The sequence below is a fragment of the Streptomyces sp. NPDC036815 genome (assembly GCF_055609205.1).
On sequence record NZ_JBVJPW010000021.1, the window covers coordinates 98429 to 116821 of the forward strand.

Below are 18393 nucleotides of genomic sequence, written 5' to 3' on the forward strand. Positions count from 1 at the left end.
CGCGAACTTCCCTCACCGAACCCGCCGTACGGTGGGACGCAACACCAGCACACATAGGAGATTCCCAGTGGCCGAGCTGTTCTACGACGACGACGCCGACCTGTCCATCATCCAGGGCCGCAAGGTCGCGGTCATCGGCTACGGCAGCCAGGGCCACGCCCACGCGCTGTCGCTGCGCGACTCGGGTGTCGACGTCCGCGTCGGTCTGCACGAGGGCTCCAAGTCCAAGGCCAAGGCCGAGGAGCAGGGCCTGCGGGTCGTCACCCCGGCCGAGGCCGCGGCCGAGGCCGACGTCATCATGATCCTGGTCCCGGACCCGATCCAGGCCCAGGTCTACGAGGAGTCCATCAAGGACAACCTCAAGGACGGCGACGCGCTGTTCTTCGGCCACGGCCTGAACATCCGCTTCGGCTTCATCAAGGCCCCCGAGGGCGTCGACGTCTGCATGGTCGCCCCGAAGGGTCCGGGCCACCTGGTCCGCCGCCAGTACGAGGAGGGCCGCGGCGTTCCGTGTATCGCGGCCGTCGAGCAGGACGCCACCGGCAACGGCTTCGAGCTGGCGCTCTCGTACGCCAAGGGCATCGGCGGCACGCGTGCGGGCGTCATCAAGACGACCTTCACCGAGGAGACCGAGACCGACCTGTTCGGCGAGCAGGCCGTGCTCTGCGGCGGCACCGCCGCGCTGGTCAAGGCGGGCTTCGAGACGCTGACCGAGGCGGGCTACCAGCCGGAGATCGCGTACTTCGAGTGCCTCCACGAGCTGAAGCTGATCGTGGACCTCATGTACGAGGGCGGCCTGGAGAAGATGCGCTGGTCCGTCTCCGAGACCGCGGAGTGGGGCGACTACATCACCGGCCCGCGGATCATCACGGACGCCACCAAGGCCGAGATGAAGAAGGTCCTCGCCGAGATCCAGGACGGCACCTTCGCCAAGCAGTGGATGGACGAGTACCACGGCGGTCTGAAGAAGTACAACGAGTACAAGACCCAGGACGAGAACCACCTCCTGGAGACCACGGGCAAGGAGCTGCGCAAGCTGATGTCCTGGGTCAACGACGAGGAGTAGGGGTGCTCGGGTCCGGGGCTGACGCCTCGGGGCTCCGCCCCGGACCCCTCCCCGTGCGGGTGATCCTTCTCCTCAGCCGGGGAAAGTGACCCCAGCACGCCACTACACTGCTTTCAACATTCGCGTCGGGCCCACAGCGTCGTGCGTCTTCCACGCGGCTAGCACCCTCCACCGCCTGCGGCCGTCGGGACGGCCGTCCGCATTGGACCTGTGAGGACTCACGTGAGCACTGCTGCCAACGGCAAACCCGTCGTACTCATCGCTGAAGAGCTGTCGCCCGCCACTGTCGACGCCTTGGGCCCGGACTTCGAGATCCGCCAGTGCAACGGCGCGGACCGCGCCGAGCTGCTGCCCGCGATCGCCGACGTCGACGCGATCCTGGTCCGCTCCGCGACCAAGGTCGACGCCGAGGCCATCGCCGCCGCCAAGAAGCTGAAGGTCGTCGCCCGCGCGGGCGTCGGTCTGGACAACGTGGACGTGTCCGCCGCCACCAAGGCCGGCGTGATGGTGGTGAACGCCCCCACCTCGAACATCGTCACCGCCGCCGAGCTCGCCTGCGGTCTGCTCATCGCGACCGCCCGCAACATCCCCCAGGGCAGCCAGGCCCTGAAGGCCGGTGAGTGGAAGCGCTCCAAGTACACCGGAGTCGAGCTCGCCGAGAAGACCCTCGGCGTCGTCGGCCTCGGCCGCATCGGCGCGCTCGTCGCCCAGCGCATGAGCGCCTTCGGCATGAAGGTCGTCGCGTACGACCCGTACGTGCAGCCCGCGCGCGCCGCGCAGATGGGCGTCAAGGTCCTCACCCTCGACGAGCTGCTCGAGGTCTCGGACTTCATCACCGTGCACCTGCCGAAGACCCCCGAGACGGTCGGCCTGATCGGCGACGAGGCCCTGCACAAGGTCAAGCCCGCCGTCCGCATCGTGAACGCGGCGCGCGGCGGGATCGTCGACGAGGAGGCGCTGTACTCGGCGCTCAAGGAGGGCCGCGTCGCGGGCGCGGGCCTGGACGTGTACGCGAAGGAGCCCTGCACGGACTCCCCGCTGTTCCAGTTCGACCAGGTCGTCTGCACCCCGCACCTCGGTGCCTCCACGGACGAGGCGCAGGAGAAGGCCGGTATCGCCGTCGCCAAGTCGGTGCGCCTCGCGCTCGCGGGCGAGCTCGTTCCGGACGCCGTGAACGTCCAGGGCGGCGTCATCGCCGAGGACGTACGCCCCGGTCTGCCGCTCGCCGAGAAGCTCGGCCGGATCTTCACCGCCCTCGCGGGCGAGGTCGCGGCCCGTCTCGACGTCGAGGTGTACGGCGAGATCACCCAGCACGACGTGAAGGTGCTCGAACTCTCCGCGCTGAAGGGCGTGTTCGAGGACGTCGTCGACGAGACCGTGAGTTACGTGAACGCGCCGCTCTTCGCCCAGGAGCGCGGCGTCGAGGTCCGCCTCACCACGAGCTCGGAGTCCCCGGACCACCGCAACGTGGTCACGGTGCGCGGCACGCTCACCGGCGGTGAGGAGATCTCGGTCTCCGGCACGCTGGCCGGGCCCAAGCACCTGCCGAAGATCGTCGCCGTCGGTGAGTACGACGTGGACCTGGCGCTCGCCGAGCACATGGTCGTCCTCCGTTACGCGGACCGCCCCGGTGTCGTCGGCACCGTCGGCCGTGTCCTCGGTGAGTCGGGCATCAACATCGGCGGCATGCAGGTCGCTCGCGCTGACGTGGGCGGGGAGGCCCTTGCTGTCCTCACGGTGGATGACACCGTGCCGCAGTCGGTGCTCAACGAGTTGGCCGAGGAGATCGGGGCGGAGTCCGCGCGTGCGGTGAACCTCACGGACTAGGGCTCCAGAGCCTCGGGCGCCGCCATCACCGGCTTCGCCGAGTTCGTCCTCAAGCGCCGGACGGGCTGGAATTCTCCAGCCCGTCCGGCGCTTTTGTCGTGTGGTCTCAGGCCAGGGCCTTCTCCGGCTCGGCAGCCTCCGCCGGCTTGATCCGGCGCAGTGTCGTTGCCGCCAGGGCCGCCGCGATCAGCAGGACCGCCGCCCCGCTGAGCGCCGCCACATGCATCCCGCTCGTGAACGCCTCCCGGGCGGTGGCCACCAGGGCGGAAGCCGCCTTGTCCGGCAGTTCGCGGGCCACCGCCACCGCGCCGCCCAGCGTCTCGTGGGCCTCGGACGGGGCCGTGTCCGGGATTTCGTCCCGGTAGACCGCGTTGCCGATGGAGCCGAGCAGGGCCATGCCGAGCGCGCCGCCGAACTCCTGTCCCGTCTCCAGGAGCGAGGACGCCGAGCCCGCCTTCTCGGCGGGGACCGAGCCGAGGGCCAGGTCGGTGAGTTGTGAGCCGATGATCACGGCGCCGCAGGCGAGGAGCCCGGCGGCGGCGAGGACCGTCCACATCGAGTCCGTGCCGGTCAGGGTCAGCAGGCCGAAGCCGGACGCCGAGACGGCGAAACCGGCGGAGACGACGTAGGCGCGGTCCATGCCGCGCTGCACCAGCGCCGTGGCGACCGGGGCCGCGGCGCCGATGGGGACCGAGGGCAGCAGGGCCCACAGCGCGGCCTCCAGGGCGCTCTTGCCGAGGACGGACTGCAGGTACTGCGTGGTGAAGTAGGCCGAGCCCATCATCGCCAGGGACGCGATCAGGTTCAGCAGGACCGCGGGGGCGAAGCCGCGGCCGCGGAACAGCGCGGGGGAGATCAGCGGGGACGCCGTGGTGCGCTGGCGGTGGACGAAGAGGGCGGCGAAGCCGAGGCCGACGGCGAGCGAGGCCACGTACGTGGGGTCGAGGCCCTCGGCGGCGATCTCCTTGAGGCCGTAGACGACGGGCAGTACGGCGGCCAGGGAGAGCGGGACGCTCAGGAGGTCGAAGCGGCCGGGCTCGGGGTCCTTGGACTCCGGGACGATGACCGGCGCGAGGACCAGGAGCAGCACCATCGCGGGCAGGTTGACCAGGAAGACCGAGCCCCACCAGAAGTGTTCGACGAGGACGCCGCTCATCACCGAGCCGAGCGCGATGCCCGCGACCATCACGCCGGTCCAGATGCCGATCGCCTTCGCGCGCTGTCCGGCGTCGCGGAACATCGTGCGGACGAGCGCCATGGTCGAGGGCATCAGGGTCGCGCCGCCGATGCCGAGGACCGCGCGGGCGGCGATGAGCAGTTCGGCGCTGTTCGCGTACGCGGCGGTGAGGGATGCCGCGCCGAAGGCGGCCGCGCCGGACATCAGGAGCTTGCGGCGGCCGACGCGGTCGCCGACGGAGCCCATCGTCATCAGCAGCCCGGCGAGCACGAAGGCGTAGATGTCGAAGATCCAGAGCTGCTGGGTGCCGCTGGGCCGCAGGTCGGCGTTGATCTGCGGGACCGCGAAGTAGAGGACGGAGACGTCCATCGAGACCAGGAGCAGCGGGAGCATCAGGACGGCGAGGGCGGTCCATTCCTTGCGGGTGGCGCGTGGGTTCGGCTGCGTGTTCGTCGGCATGCCGAGGACTGTACGGGCGTCTTATACGGTTGTCTAGTGCGAGCGTATAAGACATCCGTCTGACACTCGGCGTATCGTGCCCCGCATGGGACACCGTGAAGATCTGCTCGAAGGTGCGAAGCGCTGCCTGCTGGACAAGGGGTTCATGCGTACGACGGCCCGCGACATCGTGAAGGAGTCGGGCACCAACCTCGGCTCCATCGGCTACCACTACGGGTCGAAGGACGCCTTGCTGGTGGAGGCGTTCATCGCGCTCGTCGAGCCGATGGGCGACGGCTTCGAGGGCGCGGAGGGGGAGGGGAGCGCCGAGCCCGGCAGCCTGGAGCGCTTCCAGAAGGTGTGGGACAACATCATCCGCTCGGTCCCCGAGACGCGGCCCATCTGGATGCTGACCCTGGAGGTCGTCACGCAGGGCGAACGCCTCGCGGGCATCCGGGAGTTGCTGATCGGGGCGCAGAGGGAGGGCCGCAGCGGGCTCGCGGCACTGTTCACCGGCATCGAGGAGAGCGAGCTGCCGGAGGATGTCGTGGAGGGCGAGGGCCGGCTCTACACGACGCTGCTCAACGGCCTGATGGTGCAGTGGCTCTTCGACCCGGACTCGGCGACGACCGCGGAGCAGCTCACCGAGGGGCTGCGGCGCGTGATGGAGCGGGCGGCCGCGACCGGCTGAGGCCGTCCCGGGGTGCGGGGCGGCCTCAGTGCGGGGGAGTGGTTACGACCACTTGATGCAGGCGGCGGGGACCCAGCCCCGCTTCTTGCCGAACTCGCTGCCGTACAGCCACTTGGTGCTGGTCTTACCGCACAGCTTGTACTTCTGGCCCGTGTAGAACTTGCCGTCGTTGCAGAGAGAGCCCTTCTTGCTCTTGTTCCACTGGCTGACGGCAGTGGCCCGCACCTTCTTCTGGGTGCGTACCTTGACCGCCTCCTTGGCGGGGACGTTGACGATGACGCGCGAGCAGTCGGGCTTCGACGCGGCGACGGCGGTGCCGCCCGTGGCGACGGTGCCGCCGACGAGCGCGACGGCGGAGAAAGCGACCGCGGGGGCCAGCAGTTTGAACTTCATACGGTGTTCGTTCTCCCAGGCGTGGGGGGACGGATGTTCGGACGCCGAGAACCGTATCGCCCCACGATCATGCGGGTGACCGACCGTTGCGCGGTCCTTACAGTCGTGACGACTTCAGGACCATGTGCAGCAACAGGCGGTCCTCGCCCTCGTCCAGGTCCAGGCCGGTGAGCTGCTCGACCCGCGAGAGCCGGTAGTAGAGCGTCTGGCGGTGGATGCCCAACTCCGCCGCCGCGCGGCCCGCTTGGCCCGCGCAGTCGAGGAACACCTCGGCGGTGCGGGCGAGTTCACGGTGGGTGGGGCCGAGGAGCTGCCGCGCCACGGGGTCGTGCGCCGCCTCCGGCGGCAGCGCGGTCAGCAGGCGGTAGGGCCCCACGTCCGACCACTGCGCCACCGGCCCGAAGCGCCGCTCGGCCAGCGCCGCGCGCGCCGCCGCCGACGCCTCCCACCAGGCGGCGCCCAGGTCCTCCAGACCGTGCCGGGCCCCCGCGATGCCGGCCGCGGCACCCGGCGCGGAGTCGAGGAGGCGCGTCGCCGCCGTGTGCGCGGGCGACAGCGCGTCGGCCGAGCGCAGCCGCACCAGGGCCGCGAGGGACTGCGCGGTCGTGCCCCACGGCACCGTGCACACCGCCGCCGCGCCCGGCACCGTACGGGCGGCCGGGGCGTCGTCCGGGTCCGCCGAGCGCCACGGGGCCACGCACACCACCACGTGCAGTCCCTCGCCGCGGGTGCCCAGCGCCGTGCGCAGGGCGGCCACCGCCATGTCGCGCTGCCAGCCGCGCTCGGCCGTGAGGACCGCCCGGAACTCGCGGGTCAGGTCGGCGCCCGCCTGCGCCTCGTCGGCGAGCAGCGCGCCGATCCGGGTGGCCACCTCCATGGCGGCGGCCAGCTGGTGATCGCCGGGGCCCGGCTCGTCGTCGAGCAGCCATACGTATCCGAGGGCGAAGCCCCGGTGGCGTACGGGAAGGCAGATGCGGCCCCGGTACACCCCCGCCTCCGGGGTGGGCGGGATGCGGACGGGGGTCGTGGCGCGGGTGATGCCGAAGCCCTCGAACCAGGAGCGGACCTCGGCCGTGGACCGGCGGGTCAGGATCGAGCGGGTTCTGACCGGGTCGAGGACGGTCGCGTCGAAGCCGCTGTCGCCGTCACCGCCGCCGTCGTGCGCGCCGAAGGCGATCAGCTCGAAATCCCGGTTCTCCAGGGTCGCCGGGGCGCCGAGCAGCGCCGAGATCTCGTCGACCAGTTCTTGGTAGTCACCCTTCACCACCCCATTCTCACGCACCCCGCCGCGTTCTTCAGACATCTGTCTGAGATCCAGGGCACGGATGCGTGACAGCTGTCGATGGCACGTGTTCGGGGGGATCCTTAAATTTCACGGTGGTTCTCCGTGCCGTACCGCCGCGTTCCCTCCGGGGAGGGCTGTGCTGTTACGGCCCCTCGATTTCGTACACCCGTGGAGGTGCCCCGTGCTGGGTCCCGTGATCCTCGCCGCGTCGCGCAGCGACAAGATGCGCCGTTTCGTATCGGCGGCCCCCGGCACCAAGCAGGTCGTGGCCCGGTTCATCGCCGGCGAAGGCGTCGACCAGGTCGTCCCGGTCATCGTCGACGCCGCCGACAAGGGCCTGGAGGTCACCCTCGACGTGGTGGGCGAGGACATCACCACCGTCGAGCAGTCCCACGCCGCCCGCGACGCCTACCTGGAGCTCATCGGGCGCCTGAAGGACCTCGGCCTCGGCACCAAGGCCGAGATGTCGGTGAAGCTGTCCATGTTCGGCCAGGCCCTCGAGGGCGGCCACGAGCTCGCGCTCGCCAACGTCCGCCCCGTCGTCGAGGCCGCCGCGGCCATCGGCACCACGGTCACCCTGGACGCCGAGGACCACACCACCCTCGACTCGATGTTCGCCATCCACGACGAGCTGCGCAAGGACTTCCCGCAGACCGGCTGCGTCATCCAGGCCTACCTCTTCCGCACCGAGGCCGACGCCCGGCGGCTCGCCGGGAACGGCAGCCGCGTCCGCATCGTCAAGGGTGCCTACAAGGAGCCCGCCGAGGTCGCGTACCAGGACAAGGCCGAGATCGACAAGGCGTACGTCCGCATCCTGCGCATCCTGATGGAGGGCGAGGGCTACCCGATGATCGGGTCCCACGACCCGCGCCTCATCGCCATCGCCCAGGAGCTCGCGCGCCGCGCCGGGCGCAAACTGGACGAGTACGAATTCCAGATGCTGTACGGCATCCGCAGCGACGAGCACCTGCGGCTCGCCGCCGAGGGACACCGCATGCGCGTGTACACCGCCTACGGCACCGACTGGTACGGCTACTTCATGCGCCGTCTCGCCGAGAAGCCCGCCAACCTGCTCTTCTTCGCCCGCTCCATCCTCACCAAGGACTGAACCAAGGGCTGAGCTCCCACCCCCTCGACCCTCTTAAGGAGATACGGAACTCATGGACGCTGTGACCCAGGTCCCCGCCCCGGTCAACGAGCCGGTGCACGGCTACGCCCCCGGTTCCCCGGAGCGTGCCCGCCTCGAGACCAAGCTCAAGGAGCTGGCCGAGAACCCCATCGAGCTGCCGATGACCATCGGTGGCGTCAAGCGCCTCGGTGGCGGCGAGCCCTTCCAGGTCGTGCAGCCGCACAACCACAAGTCCGTCATCGGCACCGGCCGCGGCGCCACGCAGCAGGACGCCCAGGACGCGATCGACGCCGCGCTCGCCGCCGCCCCGGCCTGGCGCGCGATGTCCTTCGACGACCGCGCCGCGATCATCCTGCGCGCCGCCGAGCTGCTCTCCACGACGTGGCGCGAGACGCTGGCCGCCTCCACGATGCTCGGCCAGTCCAAGACCGCCCAGCAGGCCGAGATCGACACCCCCTGCGAGCTCGTCGACTTCTGGCGCTTCAATGTGAAGTACGCCCGTGACCTGCTCGCCGAGCAGCCCCCGGCGAACTCCACCGGCGTCTGGAACCGCCTGGACCACCGCCCGCTCGAGGGCTTCGTCTACGCGATCACGCCGTTCAACTTCACCGCCATCGCGGGCAACCTCCCCACCGCCCCGGCCCTGATGGGCAACGTGGTCGTGTGGAAGCCGTCCCCGACGCAGACGCACGCCGCCGTGCTGCTCATGCAGCTCCTGGAGGAGGCGGGCCTGCCCAAGGGCGTCATCAACCTCGTCACCGGTGACGGCATCGCCGTCTCCGAGGTCGCCCTGAACCACCGCGACCTGGCCGGCATCCACTTCACCGGCTCCACCCCGACCTTCCAGCACCTGTGGAAGACGGTCGGCGAGAACATCAAGAAGTACCGCACCTACCCCCGCCTCGTCGGCGAGACGGGCGGCAAGGACTTCGTCGTCGCGCACCCGAGCGCCGACCGCGCGATCCTGAAGACCGCGCTGACCCGCGGCTCCTTCGAGTTCCAGGGCCAGAAGTGCTCCGCCACCTCGCGCGCCTACATCCCGGCGTCCATCTGGAACGACGGGTTCAAGGAGGAGTTCGCGGCCGAGGTCGACGGCATCAAGATGGGTGACGTCACCGACCTGTCGAACTTCATCGGCGCCGTCATCGACGAGCGCGCGTTCGCCAAGAACAAGGCGGCCATCGACCGCGCGAAGTCCGACGCCTCCTGCACGATCGTCGCGGGCGGCACGTACGACGACTCGGTCGGCTACTTCGTGCGTCCGACCGTCGTCGAGTGCTCGGACCCGGAGAACGAGGTCTTCAAGACCGAGTACTTCGGCCCGTTCCTCGCCGTGCACGTGTACGACGACAGCAAGGCCGACGCGTACGACGAGATGCTGACACAGATGGAGTCGGCCTCCGACTACGCGCTCACCGGCTCGGTCATCGCGAACGACCGCGCCGCCGCCGCGTACACGATGGAGAAGCTCCGCTACGCCGCGGGCAACTTCTACATCAACGACAAGTCGACCGGCGCCGTCGTCGGCCAGCAGCCCTTCGGCGGCGGCCGCGGCTCCGGCACCAACGACAAGGCGGGCGCCCCGCAGAACCTGCAGCGCTGGACGCTGACCCGCGCCATCAAGGAGACGCTGGTCCCGCCGACCGAGTACGGCTACCCGCACATGGGCTGACGCCCCTGCCGGGCCCCCTGCGGCCCGCCCCTGAACCCCGCCTCCGGCCTGGGCCCCACCCCGGTCGGAGGCGGCGTCGTTCCCGGGGTCAGACCAGTGCGTCCACGACGATCCGGGTCATGTCCGCGGCGATCCAGTCCTCGCCGGGCGTGTCCGGGTCGAGGCGGGTCGAGTAGACGGAGATCACCAGGGGCGCACCGCCCTTGGGCGGCCAGGCCACGGCCACGTCGTTGACGCCGCCGTAGGCCGGGGAACCGGTCTTGTCGCCGGCCCGCCAGCCCTCCGGGAGCCCGGCCCGGATCCGCTTGTCGCCGGTGGTGTTCTCCACCAGCCAGCGGGTCAGCTGGCCGCGGTCGAGCGGGTGGAGGGCGTCGCCGACGACGAGCTCGCGCAGATTCGCCGTCATGGCGGCGGGCGTCGTCGTGTCCCGCCGGTCACCGGGGATGTTGCTGTTGAGGTCGGTCTCCCACCGGTCGAGGCGGGTGCGGGGGTCGCCCAGGGAGCGGGCGAACTCGGTGATGCCGGACGGGCCGCCGATCCGCCGCATCAGCAGATTGGCGGCGGAGTTGTCGCTGTACGTCACCGCGGCGTCGCACAACTCCCGTACGGTCATGCCGGTTTCGAGGTGCATCCCGGTCCGCGGCGAGTAGTCGACGAGGTCGTCGCGCCCGTACCGGATCAGTATGTCGAGCAGGCCGGGCTCCTGTTCGCGCGCTCTGCGCAGGATCGCGCCGGCGGCCAGGACCTTGAACGTCGAGGCGATGGCGAAGCGTTCGTCGGCGCGGTAGCCGACGGTGGCGCCGGTGCCGGTGTGGAGCGCGTGGACGCCGATGCGGCCCGGGTAGTTCTTCTCCAGGTCGCGCAGCCGGCGCCGGGCGTCGTCGGTGGCCGCCGCGGGCGCGCCGCCCGTCGCGGCCGACGCGCCCGCGGCGCCGGAGGCCGCGAGGAGGACGGGGGCGGCGGCTGCGGCGCCGAGGAGCGTTCTGCGGGAGGGAATCGCGTTCATGATCCTCACGCTAGCGGGGAGATCCGCCGCGTGCGGCCGCTTCGATCACCCGGGCGCCGCCCCGCCGCGCGGCGCCGCTCACACCTCCACGAGCACCTGGCCGAGCGATTTCCGTACGAGATCGGGGACCCGGCAGTCCGGCGCGGGATACCCCACCGGGATCACCGCGAACGCCTTCTCGTTCTCCGGGCGGCCGAGCACCTGTTGCAGGAAGCGCATCGGGCTCGGCGTGTGGATCAGCGCGGCGAGTCCGGACAGGTGCAGCGCGGAGAGCAGCATGCCCACCGCGATGCCGACCGACTCGTCGACGTAGTAGTGCTTGTGCTTGGCGCCGTCCTCGCCCAGCCAGTACCGCTGCTGGAAGACGACGATCAGCGCGGGCGCGTCGGTCAGGTGCGGCTTCACCTCGTCCGTGCCGAGGGGGCGCAGCGCCGCGAGCCACTCCTCGCCGAGCCGGCCGTCGTAGGAGATCTGCTCCTCGTGCTCCGCGGCCTCGCGGATGCGGCGGCGTATCTCCGGGTCCTGGACGAGGACGAACGTCCAGGGCTGCTGGTGCGCGCCGGACGGCGCGGTCGCCGCGCAGGCGATGGCGTCGCGCACGACCTGCGTGGGCACGGGGTCCGGAGCGAATTGGCGCACGGTCCGCCGCTCACGCATCCGGTCCCTCAACTCGGCCGCCTGCGCGAGGGATTCGGCCTCGGGCATACGGGCGGGGTGGTAGGGAACGGAGCGGTAGGGCTCGCCGTGGACGGGGGTCCACTCTCGCTGCTGCTCGGTTTCAGACATGGTCGGATTCTGCGGCGTGAGGCGGCCCCGACGCCATGGTGCAGACCAATTCCGGACCCTCGTCGGCCGGAACGGCACGGTCGGCGCGCGCGGCCCGCCCGCCGGACGGCTTATCGGGGTGCGTGCCGGGATACGGCCTGAGTACGGTGGGGACGTGACCGTGAACACCCTGCGCACCGCCCACACCAGCGAGCTGACGGCGGCCGAACTGCGGGCCGCGCGCGCCCTCCTGGACGAGGCCTTCGACGGAGACTTCAGCGACCAGGACTGGGAGCACGGGCTGGGCGGCGTCCACGCCCTCGTCCACGACGAGGACGGCAGGCTGCTCGCGCACGGCTCCGTGGTGCAGCGGCGCGTCCTGCACCACGGCCGTTCCCTGCGCGTCGGTTACGTCGAAGCGGTCGCCGTCCGCCCCGACCGGCAGCGGCAGGGCCTCGGCGGACAGGTGATGGGCGCCCTGGAGCGGGTCATCGACGGGGCGTACGACCTGGGGGCGCTCTCGGCGTCCGACGACGGCGCGCGGCTCTACCTCGGACGCGGGTGGCGGGAGTGGCAGGGCGCGGTCGGCACGCTCGGCCCCGAGGGCGCCGTCCACCTGCCGGACGAGGAGCCTCCGCTGCTCCGGGGCGGGGACCTCGACCCGGCGCACGCCTTCCTCATCGACTGGCGCGACGGGGACGTCTACTGAGGCCGGGCGGCCGCTGAGGCCGGGTGTTCGCTGCGGCGGAATGCCCAGCTCAGGGCGGTGCGCGCACGACCGCCGTCTCAGATAGTAGGAAGTCCGAGTAATTGTGGAGACAGACGCTCCGTCCTCCCTTAGCTTGGTAGGAGCCGAACGTCTCGCTTGATCAAGCGACTGGCGGTTGCGAGCCGGAGCCCCACGCAGGCGAACCCTGCCGCTCCACCGCTCCCCGCCCCGTTGGGGGTCCCCCCACGCATCAGGCAGTGGGGGAGTTCTCGAAATCGCCCTTCCCTCAAGGAGTGGATCTCCCATGGCCGAGACGACCGCCCGCCGAGTCCGTCACACCTCCCGTACGAGCGACTCCGAGCGCAAGAACGCCGCCGCAGCCCTCCAGCGAGCCCTGGACCGCAGGGACAACGGCGGCGAGACGGGACACTGAGCCCGGAGCGCGCCGGTCACCGGGACCCGCGCGCCACCTCGAAGTGGTCGATGCGCTCGCCGCTCTCGGCGAGTGCGGAGACCGAGAGCCTCGGATGCGCCCCTGCCGTCACCTCGACCGCCAGGAACGAGAAGCCGGTGTAGCGCACCCGCGACCACTCCACGGTCTCCGGGGCACGGGTGCGCGACCTCGTCCAGCGGAAGGTCGCGATGCTCTCGTGGTCGTGGACGTTGCCCTCGTGGCTGTCCTTCACCCCGGGGCCGAAGCCGTACAGGTCCTTGCCCGCGCCGCCCGCGGTGACGTACACGATGCCGTCGCGCGTCGGATCGGTCGACGCGCCGACCGGCACGGGCTTGCCGACCTCGCCGCCCTTGATCGCGTCCGTGCGTTCGTAGACGTGGTTGTGGCCGTTGACGACCAGGTCCACCTGGTGCCGGGTGAACAGGTCGAGCCACGCGTCGCGCACCCCGCCGTCGGAGGCGTGCGTCGACGTCGAGTACGCGCAGTGGTGGAAGAAGACCACCACGAAGTCGACGGAGCCGTCCGCGCGCAGCGCGCGCAGGCGCCGGTCGAGCCAGGCGGTCTGCCGGCCGTCCGTGCAGCCCTTGTTGGCGGTGATCTCGTACGAGACGTCGTTGGCGTCGAGCGCGACGACCCCGACGTTCCCGTACCGGAACGAGTAGGCGCCGGGCACGCCCGTCGGGTCGAAGCCGTTGTCGGGCAGCGACCAGCGCGCGTACTGGCCGCCGTAGCCGTTGGGCGAGTACCACGCCTCCATGTCGTGGTTCCCGGTGGTCACCATCCACGGCACCGACTTCGCGACGGACTCGGTCTGCGCGAGGAAGGTGTCCCACACGCGTGCGTCGTAGGTGTCCGACTCCTTGCCGTGCCCGGTGGTGTCCGCGTAGCAGAGGTCGCCCGCGTGCAGATGGAACGAGGGGTTCTGGCCCAGGATCACGTGGTCGTTGGCGAGCGCGTGCGGGCTGACGCCCTGGTCGCCGAAGGCCGTGAAGACGAACTTCTCCGCCCGCGCGGGCGCGGTCGTGAACGAGCAGACCGTCCCCGTCCGCTCGGGCGAAGCGGGGTCGAAGCCGTCGTGGCCGACGCCGTAGTAGTACGTCGTGCCGGGCGCGAGGCCGTCGAGCGCCGCGTGCACGTAGTACTGCTCGACCGCGGGCAGCCTCTTCGAGAGCGAGGGGGTGTGCAGGTCGCGCACCTCCGCCTCGATCTTCCGGCCCAGGTCCCAGGGCTCGCGGCCGACGCGCACATAGGGGGAGTTGACCGCGAGGGGCACCTGCCAGGAGATCCGCATCTGCGTCATCGGGTCGGCGCCGAAGGCGAGATGCCGGCCGAAGGGGGCCACCAGCCTGCCGTCGACGCGGACCGGCGCGGGCGGCGCGCTCCGGGGGTGCGCCACCGGAGCGCCCGCGCCGCCGGACGGGCCCGCACCGCCGCCGAGCAGCGTCATGCCGCCCGCCGCCCCGGCCGCCGCGAAGGAACCGGCGAGCACCTTGCGGCGGGAGAACTTCGCGCGCAGATAGGCGTGTTGTTCCGGCATGCTCAGCTCCGCCGCGAGCGGCGCCGGGATGCCGACGTTCGGGGTGTCCATGCCGGGAGAAGTACCCAGCGTGGGCCAACCGGGGCCGGACCCCCGGGTGAACAGCGGCCGTCGACGAAACGACTGTCCGCATGCCGGACATCCGGTGTCATCCCGTGGGACGGAGAGTAGGGTGCGGACATGTCTCGCAGCATCAATCTCGCAGTCATCCCCGGAGACGGCATCGGCCAAGAGGTCGTGGCCCAGGGGCTCAAGGTCCTCAACGCCGTGCTTCCGCAGGACGTGAAGCTGGAGACGAAGGAATTCGACTTCGGCGCCAAGCGGTACCACGCCACCGGTGAGACCCTCACCGACGCCGACGCGGCCGCCCTCAAGCAGCACGACGCGATCCTCCTCGGCGCGATCGGCGACCCCTCGGTCCCGTCCGGCGTCCTGGAGCGCGGCTTCCTGCTGAAGCTCCGCTTCCTCTTCGACCACCACGTCAACCTGCGGCCCTCGAAGCTGCTCCCGGGCGTCGCGACCCCGCTCGCGGGCCAGCCCGAGATCGACTTCGTGGTGGTGCGCGAGGGCACCGAGGGCCCGTACACGGGCAACGGCGGCACCATCCGTACGGGCACCCCGCACGAGGTCGCCACCGAGGTCTCCGTCAACACCGCCTTCGGTGTGGAGCGCGTGGTCCGCGACGCCTTCGCGCGCGCCCAGGCCCGCCCCCGCAAGAAGCTGACGCTGGTCCACAAGAACAACGTCCTCACCTACGCGGGCCACCTTTGGACGAACGTGTTCAACAAGGTCGCCGCGGAGTACCCCGAGGTCACCACCGACTACATCCACGTCGACGCCGCGACGATCTACCTCGTCACCGACCCCGGCCGCTTCGACGTGATCGTCACCGACAACCTCTTCGGCGACATCATCACCGACCTCGCCGCGGCCGTCTCCGGCGGCATCGGCGTCGCGGCTTCGGGCAACATCAACCCGAGCCGCGAGTTCCCGTCCATGTTCGAGCCCGTGCACGGCTCGGCGCCGGACATCGCGGGCCAGGGCAAGGCCGACCCCTCGGCCACGGTCCTCTCCGTCGCCCTCCTGCTGCGCCACCTCGGGTACGAGGCGCAGGCCGCCCGCATCGAGGAGGCCGTCTCCGCCGACCTCGCGGAGCGCGGGGACACCGTGCGCACGACCGAGCAGATCGGTGACGCGCTCGCACTGCGCGTAGCGGGCTGACCCGGCAGCGCGAAGATCAGCACGAAGATCTGACAGAAGCCGCCGGGTCCCCTCGGGCACCCGGCGGCTTCTCGTATCCCGCCCCCGGGTGTCACCATCGACCCCCGGGCCGCAACCATGCCGTTTCTCCCTCGGGACCCCCACGAGCGATAATCGAACGTGGGGCCGTGGCAGCAGCAGGGAAACTCGGACGTCCTAGTACTGGGCGTACGGATGTGAGCGCGGTCCGTCACCATCACACGTGAAGGACGAAGCACTCATGACGACGACGCCGACCATCGAGCTCAAGCCCTCCTCGACGCCGCTGGCCACTGCCGAGCGCGAGGCGATCCTGGCCAACCCCGGGTTCGGTCGCCACTTCACCGACCACATGGTGACCATCAAGTGGACGGAGGGCCGCGGCTGGCACGACGGCCAGCTCGTGCCGTACGGTCCGCTGGCCCTCGACCCCGCGACGAACGTCCTGCACTACGCGCAGGAGATCTTCGAGGGCCTCAAGGCCTACCGGCAGCCCGACGGCACGGTGGCCACCTTCCGCCCCGACGCCAACGCCCGCCGCTTCCAGGCCTCCGCGCGCCGCCTCGCCATGCCGGAGCTGCCCGTCGAGACGTTCATCGAGGCGTGCGACGTGCTGGTCGGGCAGGACAAGGCGTGGGTTCCGGCGCACGGTGGCGAGGAGTCCCTCTACCTGCGTCCCTTCATGATCGCCACGGAGGTCGGCCTGGGCGTGAAGCCCGCCAACGAATACCTCTTCGTCGTCATCGCCTCGCCCGCGGGCGCCTACTTCCCCGGTGGCGTCAAGCCCGTCTCGATCTGGCTCTCCGAGGACCGCGTGCGCGCCGTGCCCGGCGGCATGGGCGACGCGAAGACCGGCGGCAACTACGCCGCGTCGCTGCTCGCGCAGGCGGAGGCGGCGGCGAAGGGCTGCGACCAGGTGGCCTACCTCGACGCGGTCGAGCACAAGTGGGTCGAGGAGCTGGGCGGCATGAACCTGTACTTCGTGTACGGGAACAAGATCGTCACGCCCACCCTGACGGGCTCGCTGCTCGCGGGCGTCACCCGTGACTCGCTCCTCTCCGTCGCCCGTGACCTGGGCTACGAGTCGGAGGAGGCGCGGGTCTCCATCGACCAGTGGAAGACGGACACGGAGAGCGGGGCCCTCACCGAGGTCTTCGCCTGCGGCACCGCCGCGGTCATCACGCCGGTGGGGACGGTCAAGTCCGCGGGGGGCGAGTGGCGGCAGAGCGGTGGGGAGCCGGGGGAGGTCACGATGAAGCTGCGGGACGCGTTGCTGGATGTGCAGCGGGGGACGGTGAAGGACCAGCACGGCTGGATGCACGACCTGGGCTGAGCGGTCCTTGCGCAGTTCCCCGCGCCCCTGGGGTGTTCGTCCGCGGGTCCGCGGTGGCTGGTCGCGCAGTTCCCCGCGCCCCTGAAAGCGCCCTGCGGGCGCCCGCAGGGGGTGGTTAGGGGCGCGGGGAACTGCGCGACCAGCCCCCACCGGGGCGCAAGGCGAAAGCGGGGGCGCGGTGGGTCAGGGCCGCGTAGGTCAGGCCGCCCACCGCTCCGGACAGGAGAAAGCTGCAGTCGACCCCGCCCGTCAGGGAAAGCAGCGGCCCCTCGTAGGAGGGGAGGGACACCGCGAGCAGGCCCACCGCCGCGCCCGCCGCCCAGGCCCCCGTCGCCCGGACGTTCCAGCCCGCCCGGTACCAGTAGACCCCGCCCCGGGAGCGGCGGTTGAACACCTGCAGGGCCTCCGCGTCGTACTCCCCGCGGCAGCGCGCGAACCCGATCAGCGTGATGACCGCCCACGGCGTGCCGATGGCGGTCAGGAGCAGGACGAAGGACGTCATCGCGTCCTGCGCCTCCCAGGCGTAGTGGCCGACGAAGACGCAGCCCGTGGCGACGCCCGCGACCGTGTACGTGGCGCGGGCGCGGGACGCGCGGGGCAGGATCGCGTCGAGGTCGAGGCCCATGGAGTAGAGCATCAGGCCCGCGTTGCCGACCGAGCCCGCGGAGGCGGCGAGCAGCAGCGGGACCAGGTACCAGCCGGGTGACGCGCCGACGAGCCCGCCCGCGTAGTCGAGGGCCGCGCGCGCCGCGTACGCCGTGAACGTACCGAAGAGCTGAGGGATCAGGAGCCCCGCGATCAGCCCCAGCCAGGCCGCGCCGAGGACCGCGCGGGAGCTGTGCCGGGCCGGGGAGACGTAGCGGGTGTAGTCGCCGAGCAGGGTGATGAACGCGATCGGCCCGGAGAGGCCCGCCGCGACGAGCGCGAGCAGCCACGTGGGCCAGAACGAGCCGAGCGCGTAGCCGCCCGCGCCGGGCAGCGCGGTGGTCGTGAAGCCGGGGGCGTACGCGACGACGCCGAGGATCAGCAGCGCCGTCATGCCGACCGCGAGGATGCGCGAGAGGCGGAGCAGGACGCGGTAGCCGTAGACGGCGCCCGCGACGGTGGCCGTCGCGAGCAGGGCGTAGACCACGGAGTACGAGAGGCCGCCGGCGGGCAGGCCGAGCAGCCGGTGCAGGGTGCCGACCATGACGTCGCCGCCGATCCAGATGGTCAGCGCGGTGTAGCCGAGCGAGAGCAGCAGGCCCACGACCGAGCCGACCAGGCGCCCGCGCACCCCGAACTGGGCGCCGGATGAGGTCGAGAGGTTCGTCCCGGTGCGCAGCGAGACCAGGGCGAGCGGCGCGGTCAGCGCCGTGCCGACCACCGTGCCCGTCACCACCGCGCTGACCGACTCCCACCAGCCGAGGCCGAACGACACCGGCAGCCAGCCGAAGACGATCACCCCCAGGCAGAGGTTGGAGCCGATGAGGATCGACACGAGATCGCGGGGGCCGCTGGTGCGTTCCCCGTCCGGGATGGTGTCGACTCCGCGCTGTTCTATCGGCATGAGGGTGCCCCTGACGCTCGCTTGGTCCCGATGGTTGCCCCGATATTTGAGCAGCGCTCAATGTGACGTGTTGAACCCTGTTCCGTCAATGCTTCCCGCATGCGGATTCCGTAGTTAGAGTGG

Annotated in this window: 16 protein-coding genes; 9 read left to right on the top strand and 7 right to left on the bottom strand. The window is 71.1% G+C overall.

What is annotated here, in order from left to right; genetic code table 11:
* Positions 1-67: 67 nt before the first annotated feature.
* Complete coding sequence (ilvC, locus tag ACZ69I_RS31555; protein WP_467671633.1) at positions 68-1066, top strand: ketol-acid reductoisomerase; 999 nt, start codon at positions 68-70, stop codon at positions 1064-1066.
* Between the two features lie 222 nt (positions 1067-1288).
* Positions 1289-2893, top strand: a complete 1605-nt coding sequence (gene serA / locus ACZ69I_RS31560) for a phosphoglycerate dehydrogenase (protein WP_467671635.1) — start codon at positions 1289-1291, stop codon at positions 2891-2893.
* A 106-nt stretch (positions 2894-2999) separates the two neighbouring features.
* On the opposite strand, the gene ACZ69I_RS31565 is transcribed toward serA, so the two are convergent.
* The gene (locus tag ACZ69I_RS31565; protein ID WP_470835989.1) at positions 3000-4529 is read right to left on the bottom strand and encodes an MFS transporter; all 1530 of its coding nucleotides are present in this window, start codon (positions 4527-4529) and stop codon (positions 3000-3002) included.
* A gap of 85 nt (positions 4530-4614) precedes the next feature.
* Between ACZ69I_RS31565 and ACZ69I_RS31570 the strand changes: the two genes are divergently transcribed.
* Positions 4615-5199 (top strand): TetR/AcrR family transcriptional regulator, encoded by a 585-nt coding sequence (locus ACZ69I_RS31570; protein ID WP_467671639.1) that lies wholly within the window; start codon positions 4615-4617, stop codon positions 5197-5199.
* Positions 5200-5241: 42 nt separating this feature from the next.
* On the opposite strand, the gene ACZ69I_RS31575 is transcribed toward ACZ69I_RS31570, so the two are convergent.
* Together ACZ69I_RS31575 and ACZ69I_RS31580 are read right to left on the bottom strand one after the other, a co-directional pair.
* The gene (locus ACZ69I_RS31575) at positions 5242-5592 is read right to left on the bottom strand and encodes a hypothetical protein (RefSeq protein WP_470835990.1); all 351 of its coding nucleotides are present in this window, start codon (positions 5590-5592) and stop codon (positions 5242-5244) included.
* A 97-nt stretch (positions 5593-5689) separates the two neighbouring features.
* Positions 5690-6895, bottom strand: coding sequence for a PucR family transcriptional regulator (locus ACZ69I_RS31580; RefSeq protein WP_470835992.1), 1206 nt, complete (start codon positions 6893-6895; stop codon positions 5690-5692).
* Positions 6896-7058: 163 nt separating this feature from the next.
* Between ACZ69I_RS31580 and ACZ69I_RS31585 the strand changes: the two genes are divergently transcribed.
* The gene (locus tag ACZ69I_RS31585; protein ID WP_467671645.1) at positions 7059-7985 is read left to right on the top strand and encodes a proline dehydrogenase family protein; all 927 of its coding nucleotides are present in this window, start codon (positions 7059-7061) and stop codon (positions 7983-7985) included.
* A gap of 52 nt (positions 7986-8037) precedes the next feature.
* Positions 8038-9678 carry an L-glutamate gamma-semialdehyde dehydrogenase gene (pruA, locus tag ACZ69I_RS31590; protein WP_470835994.1) on the top strand — a complete coding sequence of 547 codons (1641 nt, stop codon included), beginning with the start codon at positions 8038-8040 and terminating at the stop codon, positions 9676-9678.
* 88 nt (positions 9679-9766) lie between these two features.
* Here the strand turns inward: pruA and bla are convergent, their stop codons facing one another.
* The gene (gene bla / locus ACZ69I_RS31595; protein ID WP_470835996.1) at positions 9767-10684 is read right to left on the bottom strand and encodes a class A beta-lactamase; all 918 of its coding nucleotides are present in this window, start codon (positions 10682-10684) and stop codon (positions 9767-9769) included.
* 78 nt (positions 10685-10762) lie between these two features.
* The gene (locus ACZ69I_RS31600) at positions 10763-11470 is read right to left on the bottom strand and encodes a nitroreductase family protein (protein ID WP_467671651.1); all 708 of its coding nucleotides are present in this window, start codon (positions 11468-11470) and stop codon (positions 10763-10765) included.
* A 118-nt stretch (positions 11471-11588) separates the two neighbouring features.
* Here ACZ69I_RS31600 and ACZ69I_RS31605 point away from each other — a divergent pair, with 118 nt between their 5' ends.
* Positions 11589-12158 carry a GNAT family N-acetyltransferase gene (locus ACZ69I_RS31605; RefSeq protein WP_470835997.1) on the top strand — a complete coding sequence of 190 codons (570 nt, stop codon included), beginning with the start codon at positions 11589-11591 and terminating at the stop codon, positions 12156-12158.
* Positions 12159-12462: 304 nt separating this feature from the next.
* Positions 12463-12591, top strand: a complete 129-nt coding sequence (locus tag ACZ69I_RS31610; protein ID WP_361181394.1) for a hypothetical protein — start codon at positions 12463-12465, stop codon at positions 12589-12591.
* A 16-nt stretch (positions 12592-12607) separates the two neighbouring features.
* On the opposite strand, the gene ACZ69I_RS31615 is transcribed toward ACZ69I_RS31610, so the two are convergent.
* Entirely contained in the window at positions 12608-14200 is a 1593-nt protein-coding gene (locus tag ACZ69I_RS31615) for a purple acid phosphatase family protein (RefSeq protein WP_470835998.1), read from the bottom strand.
* A 129-nt stretch (positions 14201-14329) separates the two neighbouring features.
* Here ACZ69I_RS31615 and ACZ69I_RS31620 point away from each other — a divergent pair, with 129 nt between their 5' ends.
* The gene (locus ACZ69I_RS31620; protein WP_470835999.1) at positions 14330-15370 is read left to right on the top strand and encodes a 3-isopropylmalate dehydrogenase; all 1041 of its coding nucleotides are present in this window, start codon (positions 14330-14332) and stop codon (positions 15368-15370) included.
* 259 nt (positions 15371-15629) lie between these two features.
* Positions 15630-16721, top strand: coding sequence for a branched-chain amino acid aminotransferase (locus tag ACZ69I_RS31625; RefSeq protein ID WP_467671659.1), 1092 nt, complete (start codon positions 15630-15632; stop codon positions 16719-16721).
* Between the two features lie 115 nt (positions 16722-16836).
* Here ACZ69I_RS31625 and ACZ69I_RS31630 read toward each other — a convergent pair whose 3' ends face one another.
* Positions 16837-18270, bottom strand: coding sequence for a cytosine permease (locus ACZ69I_RS31630; RefSeq protein ID WP_470836000.1), 1434 nt, complete (start codon positions 18268-18270; stop codon positions 16837-16839).
* Positions 18271-18393 lie beyond the last annotated feature (123 nt).